Consider the following 15,811-nt stretch of genomic DNA (forward strand, 5'->3'; position numbering starts at 1 on the left):
GGGGACTTTGCAGTGAATATTTCCTATAACTGGTTGCAGGAGTTTTGTGAAATACCGTATGCCGCCAGGGAACTTGGAGAAAAACTCACTTCGGTGGGAATCGCGGTAGAAAAAGTTACATATCTCGGAAATTACGAAAAAGTTGTTGTGGGCGAGGTGCTGGAAGTAGAAAATCTTCCTGGGACGGAGCTTTTTAAAGCAAAGGTTTCTACCGGGAAAGAAATTTTTGAGGTTATTACCGGTGCCAAAAATGTTTTTGCCGGTTTTAAATACCCTTTTGCCCTGCCCGGGGCTAAACTGGCTAACGGTGTAACAATTGAGGAACGGCGAATAAGGGGAGTTGTTTCCCGGGGAATGTTACTTTCGGCGGAGGAACTGGGACTTTTGGAAAGAAAAGGTGCGGAACCTGGTTTAATGCTTTTACCACAGGAAGCACCGGTGGGTGAAAAAATAGAAAAAGTTTTAGAGCTTGATGATTACCTTTTAGAACTGGACTTAACCCCGAATCGCGGAGATTGCTTATCGGTTTTGGGGGTAGCCCGGGAGGTAGCAGCTTTGACCGGCCACAGGTTAAAACTGGCTGAGCCGGAATTACCCCGGGTTAATGGGCGCTGTCCGGTTAAGATTACTATTGAAAATCCTGAACTTTGCGGGCGGTACATGGGTATTGTAATTGAAAATGTTAAGGTAGGTCCTTCGCCCTTATGGCTCGAACAGAGACTGCGAAAGGCTGGGATTCGCCCAATTAATAACATCGTTGACGTAACCAATTATATTTTACTGGAATACGGTCAGCCTTTACATGCTTTTGACTTGGATAAACTTGCTACACCGGAAATTATTATTAGAAATGCCAGAGAAGGAGAAAAAATTATTACTTTAGATGGGGTGGAAAGGGAATTAGCTCCCGAAATGTTGGTAATTGCTGACCGGGAAAAACCCATTGCGGTAGCCGGGATAATGGGCGGGCAAAATACCGAAGTGGATGATAACACAAAAACTGTTTTTATTGAAGCAGCCTGGTTTAATCCGGTGTCGGTCCGGAAAACTGCCCGTAAACTTGGGCTTCGCACCGATGCTTCGCAAAGATTTGAAAAAAATGTAGATATTGAAGGAATTAAAAGAGCATTAATTAAAGCAGCATTAATGATTTGTGAATTATGTGGGGGGACGATACGGGGTCAATATGAGGATGTGTATCCTAAAAAGTTTACACCAAAGGTAATTGCTGTTAGCCTTTCCAAAGCCGAAGAGTTTTTAGGTATTTCATTAGATGCCAAACAGGTTGTAGAAATTTTGGAGTCTTTGGGATTTACAGTTACTGTAGGTGAGAAGAAAATTTTTGTTGAAGTTCCAAGTTACCGTCCGGATGTTTCTCTGGAAGCTGATATTTATGAAGAAATTGCCCGTTATCTTGGATATAATAATTTTCCGGATACCATGCCCATTGGTATAACTACCAGCGGCTTTTCTCCGGAGTACAATTTTGAGTATAAAGTAAAAAATCTCTTAACTGCTTTGGGAATGCAGGAAATTATAACTTATAGTTTTATTAATCCTGACTCTTATGCTAAATTGGGACTTTCTGTGGACGAGGTGCTTGCAAAAAGTGTAGTACTTTTAAATCCATTAAGCATTGAACAGTCGGTCATGCGTACTACTTTGTTACCCGGACTCTTGGATATTGCTAAAAGAAATGAAAATCGTCAGCAGGAAAGTCTGTTACTCTTTGAAATGGGAAATGTATTTGAAAAAAGTGGCGAAGACTTACCCAAAGAAACCAAACTAATTGGCGGTATTGCTCTTGGTTATAGCCGTGGCGATTGGTATAATAAGCCAAGAAAGTATGATTTTTATTATGTTAAAGGTATTTTAGAAAGCTTCTTTACTTCCCTGGGTATCAATAATTTTAGTTTTGCTGCGGCAAAAGACCTGCCTTTTCTTCATCCAGGTAAGGCAGCCCGGGTTTATTTAGAAAATACGGAAATTGGCTATCTTGGTGAATTACATCCTCTCGTCCAAAAAAAGTATGAATTTAAAAATACTCCCATTGTGTTTGAATTAAATTATGACCTTTTAAAAATTTTGATTCCGGTGGAGACAAAATATACTCCTTTATCCCCTTATCCCGAGGTAAAAAGGGATATTGCACTTTTAGTGGATCGGGAAACTCCTGCTGCCACTTGCATTGAGGTCATAAAAGGTTTAGCAATTAATACATTAAAAAATATTGAGATTTTTGATGTTTACGAAGGAGAAAAACTTGGGCCAAACAAAAAGAGTATTGCGATTTCATTAACCTTTAGTTCAACGGAGAAAACTTTAAGCGAGGAAGAAATTAATAATTTCATTGCCCAAATCCTAAATGCCCTGGAAGCTAAAACTGGTGCAAAATTGAGGAACTTTTAAAAATACCCCCGGCTTTTCGGGGGTATTTTTAAAAAAACTTTCTTTAGAAAACGAGGTGATAAATTGAAGCGAATTGAAGTGGAGATTGACGGGGAAAAATACTATTTAAAAAGCGATTTACCGGAAGAAGAAGTGGTGGAACTTGCTCGGAATTTAAATGAAAGAATTAGAGAGCTAAAAGAAAGGTATCCGAAACTTCCCTGGCACTGGAACTATGTCTTGGTTGGTTTAACCTTAGAAAAAGAACTGAAGGATTTAAAACAAAAATATGACCAATTGGCTTCTGCTTTAAACGAAGAAAGTAGGGACAAAGAATGATAAGTTTACAATTAAGTCGTATTTTTTCTGAAATGGCCTTAATGCTTGAATATAAGGAGGAAAATTTTTTTAAAATTAATGCGTATCGCCAGGCTGCCAGAATCTTGCGGAATATTGAGGACCTTGAACGCTTTATCAGCGAAGACCGCCTGGAAGAATTGCCGGGGATTGGAAAAAATTTAAGAGAAAAAATCTTGGAATATTACCGAACAGGACGTATTGCAGAGTATGAAAAACTAAAAGGGGAAATTCCGCTAATTATTTTTGATTTATTAAAAATCCCGGGGATTGGGGTAAAAACAGCTAAGCAAATATTTGAAGTTTACCGACCTGATACCCTCGATGAGGTAGAAAGTTTAGCAAAAGCTCATAAACTAAAGGAAATTCCGGGAATAGGAAGTAAAACCGAGCAACAAATTTTAGTGGGGATAGCTTCAGCGCGGGAATGGCAGGAAAAAATTCCTGTTAGCTTGTATAGCCGTAATCAAACGGAACTTTTGGAATTAATTAAAAGCTTACCCGGTGTAGAAAAAGTAAGCAGTACAGGTAGTTTAAGATTAAAGGAAGAAATAATTCCTTATTATCATTTTTTAATAGTTTTTAATGGCTCAAAGGAAAAATTTTCTGAACTTATGGAGAATTTGGGCTTTAAGCTCCTTGAACAACAGGATGGAATGCTCTTTTTAGCCCCGGAAGGATTCAAGGTTAAAATTGATTTTGCCACTTTTGATAGCTGGGGGAATAAGTTATTCTTGACAACCGGTCCGGAAAGTTTTGTGAAAGCTATTGGGGTTTTGGAAAAAAGTTTTAGTGATGAAGAAATAATTTTTAAATCCAGAGGTTTACCCTATGTTGAACCGGAATTGCGAACTGCCGAGGGAGTGCTGGAATTTTTAAACGAAGCGGATACGACTGATTTAATTACTGCTGCCGATATTAAGGGGGATTTACATATTCATTCGCAACACAGTGATGGAATAAATTCTATTAAAGATTTAGCCTTAGCGGCCCAAAAACTGGGCTATGAATATATCTCAATTAACGATCATTCGAAGAGTTTAACCGTGGCCAAAGGCCTTGACGAAGAAAGGTTATTAGCTCAAATTGAAGAAATAGAAGCGTTGAATCGGGAATTAGAAGGAATTACTGTGTTAAAAGGTATCGAGGTTGAAATTTTAAAAGATGGTTCTCTGGATTTACCCGATAAATTGCTGGCGCAGCTTGACGTAGTGGTAGCATCGGTGCATACCGGTTTTAAACTCCCCAGAGAAGAACAGACGGCACGGATAATTGAAGCAATTAAAAATGAACATGTGGATATTATTGGCCATCCTACCGGCAGGTTGCTGGGACGGCGTGATCAATATGATGTTGATGTTGAAGAAATAATTGTCCAGGCGGCAAAATACAGTACGGCTCTGGAAATAAATAGCTCTCCTGAAAGATTAGATTTAAAAGATGAATATGTAAACCGTGCCCGCCAGGAAGGTGTCTTAATTGCTATCAATACCGATGCCCATGATACCTACCGGCTGGCCAATGACCTGCAATTTGGAGTAACTGTAGCCAGAAAGGCTCTTTTAACAAAAAAAGATGTTTTAAACGCTAAAGATTTAAATTCCCTTAAAAAATTTTTAAGGAGAAAATAAGAAAATATTGCCAAATTGATTTAAGTTTTTTATTATGATAGAGGTGCTTATGCTCTTACCAAGACAGTTTTATGCCAGAGATGTTTTAATTGTCGCCAGAGATTTACTAAATTGTTATCTTGTCCGGGAATATAACGGACATTTGTTAATTGGCAAAATTGTAGAAACAGAAGCTTATCATCAAAACGATCCCGCCTGTCATGCATACAGGGGCAAAACCAAAAGAAATGAAGTGATGTTTGGACCGCCGGGACATGCGTATGTGTACTTTACTTACGGGATGCATTATTGTTTTAATGTGGTAACCGGTGATATAGGCCGGGCTGAAGCAGTGTTAATACGAGCTTTAGAACCGGTAAAAGGTATTGATATCATTAGAACTTTACGGGGAGGTAAAAGTGACAGAGAACTTTTAAGTGGACCGGCAAAATTAACCCGGGGTTTGGCAATTGACTTAAAACTAAATGGTTATGATTTAACGGAAGGTAAAATTTTATATATTACAAAAGGGGAGCCGGTAGCTGAAGAAGATATTGTTGTGACGACGCGGATAGGCATTAATGCGGGGAAGGATTTGCCTTATAGATTTTATCTAAAGAATAATAAGTATGTTTCAAAAAAATAAATAAGGAGTGGGAAAATGAAATTAAAAGAAATTTATGAGTTAGCAGTAAAAATGGGGATGGAAAGTGACCCCCGGGGTAAAGAACAAGTATTAAAAGCTTTAGAAAAAGAAAAAAAGCGTTATGAAAAGCTTTCGGAAAAGGAAAAAGAAGAGTATGACTTAGAAAACCTGACCAATCCTTATAGTGATACCCGGGTATTTTTGGGCGATTTAGAGCAAGAGATACATACGGCATTGGTTGGGATTGATATGGAAGTTGGTGAAGTATTACTTGCTGATCGCCTTACCGAAAAGGGGACAAAAATAGATTTAATAATAACCCACCACCCGGAAGGTTCGGGGATTGCCAAGCTTTATGAAGTAATGCATCTCCAGGAAGATATCTTACACCAGCTTGGGGTACCCATAAATGTAGCTGAAGGGATAATGGCACCAAGAATTGGCGAGGTAAAGCGTGGTTTAATGCCTTTAAACCATAACCGGGCCATTGATGCAGCTAAGCTTTTGGGCTTTGCTTTTATGAGCGTCCATACTCCTGCGGATAATCTTGTAACTACTTTTTTAACCAATTATTTTAACGAGAAAAAACCTGAAACGGTAGGAGAAGTTGTTGATTTCTTAAAGGAGTTACCGGAATATAAAGAGGCAACCAAAATTGGTGCTGGTCCTACCATAGTTGTGGGCGCACCCGAAAGAAGATGCGGTAAAATCTTTGTTGATATGACCGGAGGAACCAGTGGTTCCGATGAAATGTTTGCCAAACTTTCTACTACCGATGTAGGCACTATTGTGACCATGCATATATCGGAAAAACATAAAAAAGAGGCCGAAAAGCATAATATAAATGTAGTAGTTGCCGGTCATATGGCCAGCGACTCCCTGGGGATGAATTTGTGGCTTGACAAGCTTGAGGAAAATGGGGTTAGGGTAATTGCAACTTCAGGTTTAATAAGGGTTAAAAGGTAAGCGTGGTTTAGGCCACGCTCTTTTACCTATTTAGGGGGTAAAAAAATGTTAAAAAAACCAGAGCTTTTAGCACCGGTAGGAGCTTATGAAAATTTAATAGCTGCTGTTCAAAATGGAGCAGATGCGGTCTATTTTGGCGGTAAATTTTTTAATGCCCGGCATTTTTCCGAAAATTTTACTGATGAAGAAATAGTTAAAGCCATTGATTACTGTCATTTACGGGGAGTTAAGGCTTACATTACTCTAAATACTTTAGTCACTGATTACGAGTTAAAAGAAGTATTCAGGTTTTTACAGCTTATTTATAAAGAAGGAGCAGATGCCGTAATTGTTCAGGACTTTGGACTGGTAAAAGTAATAAAAGAGTACTTTCCGGACCTTAAAATTCATGCCAGTACCCAGATGACGCTTCATAATAGTGAAGCAATAGCATTAATTAAAGATTTGGGAATTAAGCGGGTGGTTTTAGCCAGGGAGTTGGCGCTTTCCGAAATAAAGGAAATTAAAACGAAAACCGGGGTTGAGATAGAACATTTTGTTCATGGAGCTTTGTGCATTTCTTACTCGGGCCAGTGTTTAATGAGCAGTATTATTGGTCAGAGGAGTGGTAATCGGGGAAAGTGCGCGCAACCCTGCCGCCTGCCTTATAAGTTAATTAAAGAGGAAAAAGAAATCGGGGAAAATTTAGGCGAGTATCTCTTAAGTACTCGAGATATAAATCTAAGTGCGTTTTTGCCCGATTTGATAAAAGCCGGTGTGGATTCCTTTAAAATTGAAGGGCGGATGAAACGACCGGAGTATGTGGCAACGGTGGTTAAAGTTTATCGAGAATTGATAGATTTGTATTTTAATGACCCGCTATATTTCCGGGTGAGTGAAGAACAGGATAGGAAGCTACGTGAAATTTTTAATAGAAATTTTTCAACAGCATATCTTTTGGGAAAACCCGGGCAGGAATTAATGAGTTACCAGCGGCCCAATAATAGAGGGGTTTTTGTAGGACGGGTTGTAGGATATGATGAACGTAGAAGTATAGTTCGGGTAAAGGTAGAGAGTCTCTTAGAAGAAGGAGACGGGGTAGAAATTTGGGTTAAAAAAGGAGGGAGGGTTGGAGTAGAAATTGGCTCTCTCTACCGGGATAAGGAAAAAGTAAAAAGGGCAGAAAAAGGTGACATTGTGGAGTTTTATCTTCCGGAGCGGGTATTTCCACAGGACCGGGTATTTAAAACTTCCAGTCGCAAATTGCTGGAAGAGGCGAGGGAAAGTTTTGCGCGAGAGCGAGAAATTAAAAAATTGCCGTTAAAAGCTGAAGTGATTGCTCATAGGGGAGAGCCATTGCGCTTAATTATTACTGATGAATTTGGCCACCGGGTTGAAGTGGCATCGGAGTATGTTGTAGAAACTGCTCTTAAGCGGCCAGCTAATCTGGAGTACTTGCAGGAACAGCTTAATCGTCTTGGTAATACTCCTTTTTTTATCAATGAAATTGTTGCAAAAGGATTGGAAGAAGGAGTTTTACTTCCAGCGAGTGAATTAAATAAACTTCGGCGAGAAGCAGTGGAAAAACTATCAGCTATGATTATAAATAAGTATAAGAGGCAGATTATAAGCCAAAAGCTTTTGCTACCGGTAAGTAATAAACAGAAACAAAACACATTTAAACTTGCGGTAAAAGTTGGAAGTACAGAAGCAGCCATTAATGCTTTGCGGGCAGGAGCCGATATTGTGCATTTAGCGGGGGAAAGGTTTTTTAAAAAACCGTATAATTATGCGGAAATATTTTCAGTGAAAAAGGATTATCAAGAAATTTGGCTTCACGTCCCAAGGATTACTAAAGACCAAGAATTAGAATTATTTTTCGAAGAAATGCAAAAGGAGCACAACTTTTCGGGAATCTTAGCGGGAAATCCCGGGATTATTTCATATGCGTATAAATCCGGATACAGACTTGCTGCGGATTTTTCTTTTAATGTTTTTAATTCTCTAACCGAGGTGGTTTTGCACGGTTGGTCGATAGAAAGAGCAACCCTTTCCCTCGAGCTTTCCTTTAAAATGCTTAAGGAAACGGCAAGATTTGCGGGACTGGCTAAAGAAGCAGTGGTTTTTGGGGATTTACCTTTAATGGTGAGTGAATACTGCGTGATTGGAGCTGTGGCTGGAGGAATGACCAGGGAAAAAGGATGTGGTAAGGTTTGCTATTTGGGGGATTATTATTTAAAAGACCGGTTAGGGGTCAAATTTCCTGTAAAAACTGACCAATTTTGCCGAATGCATCTTTTTAATAATAAAAAGCTAAACATTTTAAAAAATCTCTCGGAATTTACCGACCTCTCGGGTATAGAATATTTACGATTGGAACTTCCTGCAGAAGATCCGGATAAAGTATATAAAGTGGTGGAAGTTTGGCGAGAAGAAATTAACCGCTTGAATTTCTTAGGCGAAAAATATGAACCCGAGATTACAAGCTTGGAAACTCTTAAACACCTTTATCCTGAGGGTTTTACCACCGGGCATTATTTTCGAGGAGCGGAGTAAAAAATGAATCAAAAAACCTTGGAAAAAATTGAATTTCCGGATATTATTAATAAACTCTGGCAAAAGGCCGAATCCTTTCCGGGAAAACAACGGGCTTTGGAAGTTAGACCACTATCCGATAGCAAGATTATTGAGGAAAAGCTTTTGGAGGTTGAAGAAGGACTTTCCTATTTGCGATTTAAAACGGTAGATTTAAGTTTGCTTTCAGATTTCTCCGAAATTTTTCTAAAACTTTCTAAAGAAAGCATGTTAACCGGGCAAGAAATATACCGTTTAGGTCAATTGCTTAAAGTTTCAAAAGATACTTTTTTGGAGATTAGTCGCGGTGAATTTCCAAGGTTAAAGCAAAAAGTAAACCTGCTTTTCTTTGAGGAGAGCCTCTTAAAAGAAATCGAAAGAAGTTTTTGGCCTGAAGGAACTGTGAAAGATGAAGCATCTCCTGAATTAAAAAGGGTTCGGGGACAGATAGCCCGGGTAAAGGACAAAATGCGAGAAGCAGTAGAAAAATATCTTAGAGATCCTGAACTTGCTAAATACTTGCAAGAGCCTCTGATTTCAGTACGCGGAGATAGGTTTGTTTTACCGGTAAAAGCTTCTTATAAAAGTCAGGTACCGGGGATTATCCACGATCGTTCTAATACAGGTCAAACTTTATTTATTGAGCCGTACAGTGCAGTAGAAGCGGGAAACGAACTTAAAACCTTAGAATTACAGGAAAAGGAAATAATTGAAAAAATCCTCAAAGGTTTTACCCAGCGTTTAGCTTGCAATATAACGGAAATCAAACGTACTTATGAGCTTTTGGGGGAAATTGACCTGATTGTGGCAAAAGCGCGTCTTGCTTTAGAGTTAGATGCGTATAAACCAGGAATTACTGAGAGCGGTATTTTATCTTTTAAACAGGCACGTCATCCACTTCTGGGAAAGAAGGCGGTACCTTTTGACTTAACTCTGGGGAAAGAATTTGACTTATTAATTATTACCGGACCCAATACGGGCGGTAAGACTGTTACTTTAAAAACTATAGGGATTTTAACCGTTATGGCTCGGGCTGGCTTGTTTATTCCTGCCTCCCCGGAGACAGAAATTGGCCTTTTCGGAGAAATTTATGTTGATATTGGCGATGAGCAAAGTATCGTTCAATCGTTAAGTACTTTTTCTTCCCATTTGCTAAATTTAAAATTTATTTTAGAAAATGCCCGGGAAGGAGACTTGGTATTGTTAGACGAGCTGGGGACCGGAACTGATCCCCGGGAAGGAGCTGCATTGGCCAAAGCAATTCTGGAAGAACTTCGGGAAAAAAAGGTAAAAGTTGTTGCGACCACCCATACCAGTGAACTTGCGGCTTATGCCGTGCAGACCGAGCGGGTTGAAAATGCCTCGGTCGAATTTGATCCTGAAAGCTTAAAACCAACTTATCGTTTACACATTGGAAAACCGGGACGGAGCAATGCCCTGTTTATTGCCCAGGGCTTGGGACTTAAAGAACAAATAATTGAAAAAGCTAAAAGTTTCTTGAAGGAAGAAGAGTTGAAACTTGATAAGCTTATTTTTGACGTTGAGCAAGAGAAGCGGCGGTTAGAAAAGGATAGAGAAGAAGTAACAAATCTTCTCCAATCCCTCAAAGAAAAAGAAGCAAAGCTTAATGAAGAATTAGAAAATCTTGAAAAAACAAAAGAAGAAATTATTAGAAAATACCGGGAAAAGTATCAGCAGAAGCTTTTGGAGCTTGAACGGAACGGTAAGCTTATTATTGAAGAAATAAAAGAAAAGATTAAGACTTATGAGGAAAAAAATTTAACAAAACTTCTGGAAGAGGCCCGTCAGAAAATTAACGACTTCTCGCAAAATTTTGCCTTGCCTTTTGAACCATTAAAACCTTATCGTCCTAAAGTAGGAGAAACGGTGGAATTGATTGAAGTTGGACAGAAAGCGGAAGTTTTAGCGGTTGGAGAAAATTATGCCATTGTCCAGGCGGGGATAATGAAGCTAAATGTAAGTTTTGCGCAAATAAGGCCGGCGGAAAAACAGGAAAAAGAAAAAGGTCAGATTAAAAAAGCAGTTTTAGAATTAACCAAAAAACAAAATTTTAGCTTGGAGCTTGATATTCGGGGTCTAAGTACGCTTGAAGCCGAACCGGTGGTGGAAAAATATTTAGATAATGCTTACTTAGCCGGGGTGGAAAAGGTTAGAATTATTCATGGAAAGGGTACCGGTGCTTTAAAAAAATTTTTATGGGATTATTTACGGGAAGTTCCTTTTGTGAAAAAATTTAATTTTGCACCGCAAAATCAAGGGGGAGATGGTGCAACGGAGGTATATTTAAAGTAAACCCCTCCTAATTGTTAGGAGGGGTTGTTTGATTATTGCCGGGAGGATTTGATTGATTGTCATTTCCTTGAGCAGGTTTTATTTGGTGTTCCGGAATATCACAGTAAACTTTTGGCACCTTATCTTTGGGAAACTTTTTAACAGTAATATATTGGGGTGGACAACCACCGCTTTCACCGGCTTTGGGAATTAGAGCCAGGAAGTCCTGACCGTTGTGGGCTGGATCGGTGCAAATGGGCACTTCTACTTCTTGAGTTGAAGACTGGCTTCCCGGCCCGTGAATATTACATTTTTCTTTGGGTAACCTTAATGAATAATCTAAAACATAACTCGGAACTTCATAAGGTAGATAAATTAAGCTTACCGTAAGCTTATTGGGACAGTATTCCGTTGCCAGCAAATGGGAATCAGCACAAATTTCTGCTTTTACATGGACATTGCAAATTTTTGTCGGTACGGTGCCTTTGGCAAAATAATCGTAAACCAACTGGTCTTGAGGGCAGTCACTACTTGGTAAAAGTCCAGATTTTCCACAAACAGTGGCTTTGACAATACCTTTGGGCTTGTCAAAGTCAGATTTTGGTATACCTTTTAAAGCTTCAGTCATTATCGCTTTAAAAATTCGGGCTGGATAGATACCTCCAAATCCACCGGGAATGGGTTGGGGTTTATCATGGCCAACCCAGACGGCAGCGACTAAATCGGGAGTGTAACCCACAAACCAGAGGTCTTTTCCTTCATCGGTAGTGCCGGTTTTGCCTGCTACCGGCCGGTCTAAACGCGCTGCGGTTCCGGTGCCATACTTTACTACATCTTCAAGCATTGAAGTAATCATAAATGCGGTTTCAGGTTTCATGGCTACTCGTTTTTTGGGTTTATTTTCATAAAGTATTTCGCCGGCAGCTGATTCGACTTTAATTATTGCCGAGGGTTCTACATAAATTCCGTTATTGGCAAATGCTCCGTAAGCGGCTGCCATTTGAAGAGGAGTAACTCCGTCAGTAAGACCACCAAGGGCAACCCCAAGATTTGATTCAAGCTTTGGATTTAGCTCAATGCCGAGCTTTTTCGCAAATTTAAAGGCTTCAGCAAAGCCAATTTTATCGAGAAGTTGAACGGCAACGGTATTTACTGAATAAGTAAGAGCAGTTCTTAAAGTGATTAATCCCCGATATTTACCATTGGAATTAGAAAAAGAATGGTTGCCATATTTTATTGGCCGGTCATCAATTACTGTAGCCGGGGACAAACCGTTTTCAATAGCCGGACCATAGGCAATGATTGGCTTAAAAGCTGAACCCGGTTGTCTTTTGGTCCGGGTAGCTCTGTTCCACTGACGCAGCTGATTGTGTTCGCGTCCCCCAACAATTGCTTTAATTTCACCTGTTTTAGGATCAAGGACTACCACTGCACCCTGGGGTTGTAAAATTCCACTTTTATCCCGCTTGGATTTGGGGAAGTTTTTGGGATCTGCTAAAGCCTTTTCGGAAGCTTCCTGAATTTTTGGGTCTAAGGTTGTGTAAACTCTAAGTCCACCGCGAAAAACCCGGTCACTGCCAAACTTTTCGGTAAGCTGTTCAATTACAAATTCCACAAAATAGGGATATTTATATTTTTGGTTACTTTTATCTATAAGATTGGGGTTTAGGATTAAAGGTTCGCTCTTAGCTTTTTTGGCTTGGTCTTCAGTTATTAAGCCGGCTCGCACCATTTTATTTAAGACAATGTTGCGACGGGTTAGTGCCAGCTCTTTGTTGTTTAAAGGAGAATAGCGACTTGGTGCTGGAAGTAACCCGGCTAAAAGAGCTGCTTCACTTAATGTTAATTCATCTAAATCTTTGCCAAAGTAAGTTTGGGCGGCGGCTTTTATCCCATAAGCCCCTTCACCAAAATAACTACGGTTTAAATACATTTCGAGGATTTCATCTTTGGTAAAAGCTCTTTCCAGCTGGATAGCTAAATATGCTTCTTGAATTTTTCTTTTAAGTGTTTTTTCTGGGGTTAAAAAAGTAAGTTTAACTAACTGCTGGGTAATTGTGCTGGCCCCTTCTTTTGGAGCTCCGTACTTTAAATCTTCCAGGGCTGCTCTTAAAATAGCTTTTAAATCAATACCGTGATGTTTGTAAAACCGGGCATCTTCAGCACCGATTATTGCTTTCTTTACAACTTCCGGAACTTCCTTTATTTTTACAGGTATCCTATTTTCACTGCCATGGACTTCAGCAATTATATTATTGTTTTTATCAAAAATTAAAGTGGTTCCAGACAACTCCAGCATTTTGGGAGAGAAAGAGGGTACGTCTTTTAAACAATAATAAATGTAACTACCCACAGCAATTGAGCCAAGGAAAAATAGCAGGAAAAATACCAGCAGGGAAACTAAAACCCACTTTGGCATTCTTTTTCGGTGTTTTCCCACTTTAAAACCTCCTTTTACTTAAAAAACATTATAACATATCTCGGAAAAGATGTATTGAAAAAGTTTTACCTTGACGGAAAATTAAGGAATAATACATAATAAATATTAAGCTTAGAATATAACATGCGAGGAAAGGGAGATGCCAGTGGACGAATTAAAGCGTCAACTTGAAATAATTAAAAGGGGAGTTGCAGAAATTGTTCCGGAAGAGGAGTTAGTAGAAAAGCTAAAAAAATCTTTAAAGGAAGGTAAGCCTTTAAGGGTAAAACTCGGCCTTGACCCCACTGCACCGGATATTCACTTAGGACATACGGTGGTTTTGCAAAAGTTAAAACAGTTTCAATCTTTAGGTCATGAGGTTATCATTATCATTGGAGACTTTACAGCACAAATTGGGGATCCAACTGGAAAAAAAGAAACCCGGAAGCAGTTATCATGGGATGAAGTTTTGGAAAATGCAAGGACCTATCAGGAGCAGATTTTTAAAATTTTAGATCGTGAAAAAACAAGAATGGTTTTTAACAGCGAATGGTTAGCAAAGCTTACTTTTGCCGATGTAATAAAACTTGCCTCCAAATACACTGTAGCAAGAATGCTTGAAAGAGAAGATTTTGCCAAGAGATTTAAAGAGGGGCAGCCTATAAGCATTCATGAGTTTTTCTACCCGTTAATGCAAGGTTATGATTCGGTTGCTTTACAAGCAGATATTGAATTGGGCGGAACTGACCAGAAGTTTAATCTTTTAATGGGTCGAACTTTGCAAAAAGAATACGGGCAAGAGCCGCAAATTGCTATAATGATGCCGATATTGGAAGGTACCGATGGCGTGCAAAAAATGAGTAAAAGTCTTGGAAATTATATTGGAATAAATGAACCGCCTCAAGAAATGTTTGGAAAGATAATGTCTATTCCTGATAGTCTCATAGTGCGTTATTTGGAATTGCTAACATCGGTACCAATGGAAACAATTAATGAAATGAAGAACCAAATGGAAACGGGTGTGTTAAATCCACGGGATGCAAAAGTATTTTTGGCCAAAGAAATTATTACTCAGTATCATTCCCGCGAAGCGGCGGATGAAGCCGAACTGGAATTTATTAAAATTTTTCGGGAGAAAGAGCTGCCCGATGAAATTCCTGAGTATAAGGTTTCCGGTGAATTGAAAGATGGTGAAGTTGTTTTATTGCCTAAAGTATTGTTTTCGGCGGGAATTGTAAAAAGCATAAGTGAAGCTAAAAGGCTAATTTCTCAGGGAGCTGTTTTGGTAAATCAAGAAAAAATTGCCGATATTAATTTTGCTTTAAAACCCTCTAAAGAGCCCTATACTGTTAAAGTTGGAAAGCGGCGATTTTTAAAAATTATTTTTGAAAAGTAACAAACTTGTGAAGGCTATCATACCCTATTTTATAACTTGGGTGGTGATAGCCTTGTATTTTGCCCCTTACCAAATAAGACGTATTAAAGTATTTGTTACTTTAATACTCCTCTTTACCTTGACTTTTACCTGGATAGTAGAGCGATTTATTGGAGATTTGTTTTTAAATTTGGCTAAAGTACGTATAAACCAAATTATCACTGAAGAATTTACAAAAGTTGTACTTCAGGAACTTGAAAGTAAGGAGTTTCAGACAGAAAAATTAATTCGGATAGAAAAGGATCAAAAGGGCAAGATAACTTTGGTTCAATCCAATACACTTTTGTTTCATAAGTTAGCTGCAAGAATTGGCAATAGAATGCAAAAACATGTTAACTCGTTAAGTAAACAAAAAGTAGCGATTCCCATTGGACAGTTATTTGGTTTAAAGGTATTGGCTTCCTTCGGTCCAAAAATAAAGATTAGTTTTATACCGATGGGATATGTTGAAGTAAAGTGTTTGGATTCCTTTGAATCGGGCGGCCTTAATCAGACCAGATTTCAGCTTTCGGTTATTTTAAAAGCAAGTTATAAAGTAGCGATTCCTTTTGTTAGTGAAGAAGCAAAACTTTCCTATAAACTTCCTATAATTGAAACGGTTATTGTGGGAGAAGTACCCCAGATTATGTTACCTTCATCTTTGAAGTAGAATTGCTGGATAAAGTTTATTTAATTTCCATAAAACTGCTGGTGAAAAAGTCACCGGCGGTTTTTTTATTTCCAGAAATTAGCCCTTGAAAGGGGGTGAATGAATTTGGTATATTAAGAGAGCGTCCTGCGGGACAAGGGAGCAAAAACCCCTTGACAGGGGACGCGAAGATATGATAAATTAAGAGACGTCGCCGACGGCAGGAAACGCCGAAAGCGACAGGTACCTTGGCAAGGGAATAACGGCAAGCGGACCGTACTCGGGAAGGGTACGGAAGCAAAAAAGCTTGGATTGACCCTTTTATAGGACCTAACCTGTGCGAAACAGGTTTAGATACCAGGGTCCCCAAAAAATCGCAAGATTTTTTGGGGTAAAGCTTCGGGGTCCCCGCAAAAAGCGAAGCTTTTTGTGGGGGTGACTTTATGGAGGGTTTGATCCTGGCTCAGGACGAACGCTGGCGGCGTGCCTAACACATGCAAGTCGAGCGGTCTTGGAG

10 protein-coding genes and 1 rRNA gene are annotated in these 15,811 nt (G+C 39.1%); 10 read left to right on the forward strand and 1 reads right to left on the reverse strand.

Going from position 1 to position 15,811, the window contains the following annotated elements:
- Positions 1-12: 12 nt before the first annotated feature.
- The 7 genes from pheT (at position 13) to ciss_RS05520 (ending at position 10,833) form a co-directional block, all read left to right on the forward strand.
- Positions 13-2,409 (forward strand): phenylalanine--tRNA ligase subunit beta, encoded by a 2,397-nt coding sequence (gene pheT / locus ciss_RS05490; RefSeq protein ID WP_075865291.1) that lies wholly within the window; start codon positions 13-15, stop codon positions 2,407-2,409.
- Between the two features lie 63 nt (positions 2,410-2,472).
- Positions 2,473-2,727 carry a cell division protein ZapA gene (locus ciss_RS05495; RefSeq protein WP_075865292.1) on the forward strand — a complete coding sequence of 85 codons (255 nt, stop codon included), beginning with the start codon at positions 2,473-2,475 and terminating at the stop codon, positions 2,725-2,727.
- Complete coding sequence (locus tag ciss_RS05500; RefSeq protein WP_075865293.1) at positions 2,724-4,376, forward strand: DNA polymerase/3'-5' exonuclease PolX; 1,653 nt, start codon at positions 2,724-2,726, stop codon at positions 4,374-4,376. The genes ciss_RS05495 and ciss_RS05500 overlap by 4 nt, the downstream gene beginning before the upstream one ends.
- 49 nt (positions 4,377-4,425) lie before the next feature.
- Positions 4,426-5,001, forward strand: coding sequence for a DNA-3-methyladenine glycosylase (locus ciss_RS05505; protein ID WP_075865294.1), 576 nt, complete (start codon positions 4,426-4,428; stop codon positions 4,999-5,001).
- 15 nt (positions 5,002-5,016) lie between these two features.
- Positions 5,017-5,967 carry a Nif3-like dinuclear metal center hexameric protein gene (locus ciss_RS05510; RefSeq protein ID WP_075865295.1) on the forward strand — a complete coding sequence of 317 codons (951 nt, stop codon included), beginning with the start codon at positions 5,017-5,019 and terminating at the stop codon, positions 5,965-5,967.
- Positions 5,968-6,012: 45 nt separating this feature from the next.
- On the forward strand, positions 6,013-8,502 hold the full coding sequence (locus ciss_RS05515) for a U32 family peptidase (RefSeq protein ID WP_075865296.1): 2,490 nt from the start codon (positions 6,013-6,015) through the stop codon (positions 8,500-8,502).
- A 3-nt stretch (positions 8,503-8,505) separates the two neighbouring features.
- Positions 8,506-10,833 (forward strand): endonuclease MutS2, encoded by a 2,328-nt coding sequence (locus ciss_RS05520; RefSeq protein WP_075865297.1) that lies wholly within the window; start codon positions 8,506-8,508, stop codon positions 10,831-10,833.
- A 7-nt stretch (positions 10,834-10,840) separates the two neighbouring features.
- Here ciss_RS05520 and ciss_RS05525 read toward each other — a convergent pair whose 3' ends face one another.
- Positions 10,841-13,252: a transglycosylase domain-containing protein gene (locus ciss_RS05525; protein WP_235837257.1), complete on the reverse strand. Its 2,412-nt coding sequence runs from the start codon at positions 13,250-13,252 to the stop codon at positions 10,841-10,843.
- Positions 13,253-13,391: 139 nt separating this feature from the next.
- Here ciss_RS05525 and tyrS point away from each other — a divergent pair, with 139 nt between their 5' ends.
- From tyrS to ciss_RS05540, 3 genes are all read left to right on the forward strand, one after another.
- Positions 13,392-14,627: a tyrosine--tRNA ligase gene (gene tyrS / locus ciss_RS05530; protein ID WP_174574964.1), complete on the forward strand. Its 1,236-nt coding sequence runs from the start codon at positions 13,392-13,394 to the stop codon at positions 14,625-14,627.
- Between the two features lie 52 nt (positions 14,628-14,679).
- Positions 14,680-15,315, forward strand: a complete 636-nt coding sequence (gene yunB / locus ciss_RS05535; protein ID WP_075865298.1) for a sporulation protein YunB — start codon at positions 14,680-14,682, stop codon at positions 15,313-15,315.
- Between the two features lie 419 nt (positions 15,316-15,734).
- Positions 15,735-15,811: ribosomal RNA gene (locus tag ciss_RS05540) — 16S ribosomal RNA — on the forward strand; the annotation flags it as partial.

Source organism: Carboxydothermus islandicus (genome assembly GCF_001950325.1).
GTDB lineage: Bacteria > Bacillota > Z-2901 > Carboxydothermales > Carboxydothermaceae > Carboxydothermus > Carboxydothermus islandicus.

Coding starts and splice junctions, on each gene's coding strand:
- ciss_RS05515 (WP_075865296.1), top strand. CDS start 6,013: ATGTTAAAAAAACCAGAGCTTTTAGCACCGGTAGGAGCTTATGAAAAT.
- tyrS (WP_174574964.1), top strand. CDS start 13,392: ATGCCAGTGGACGAATTAAAGCGTCAACTTGAAATAATTAAAAGGGGA.
- ciss_RS05510 (WP_075865295.1), top strand. CDS start 5,017: ATGAAATTAAAAGAAATTTATGAGTTAGCAGTAAAAATGGGGATGGAA.
- ciss_RS05520 (WP_075865297.1), top strand. CDS start 8,506: ATGAATCAAAAAACCTTGGAAAAAATTGAATTTCCGGATATTATTAAT.
- ciss_RS05500 (WP_075865293.1), top strand. CDS start 2,724: ATGATAAGTTTACAATTAAGTCGTATTTTTTCTGAAATGGCCTTAATG.
- ciss_RS05505 (WP_075865294.1), top strand. CDS start 4,426: ATGCTCTTACCAAGACAGTTTTATGCCAGAGATGTTTTAATTGTCGCC.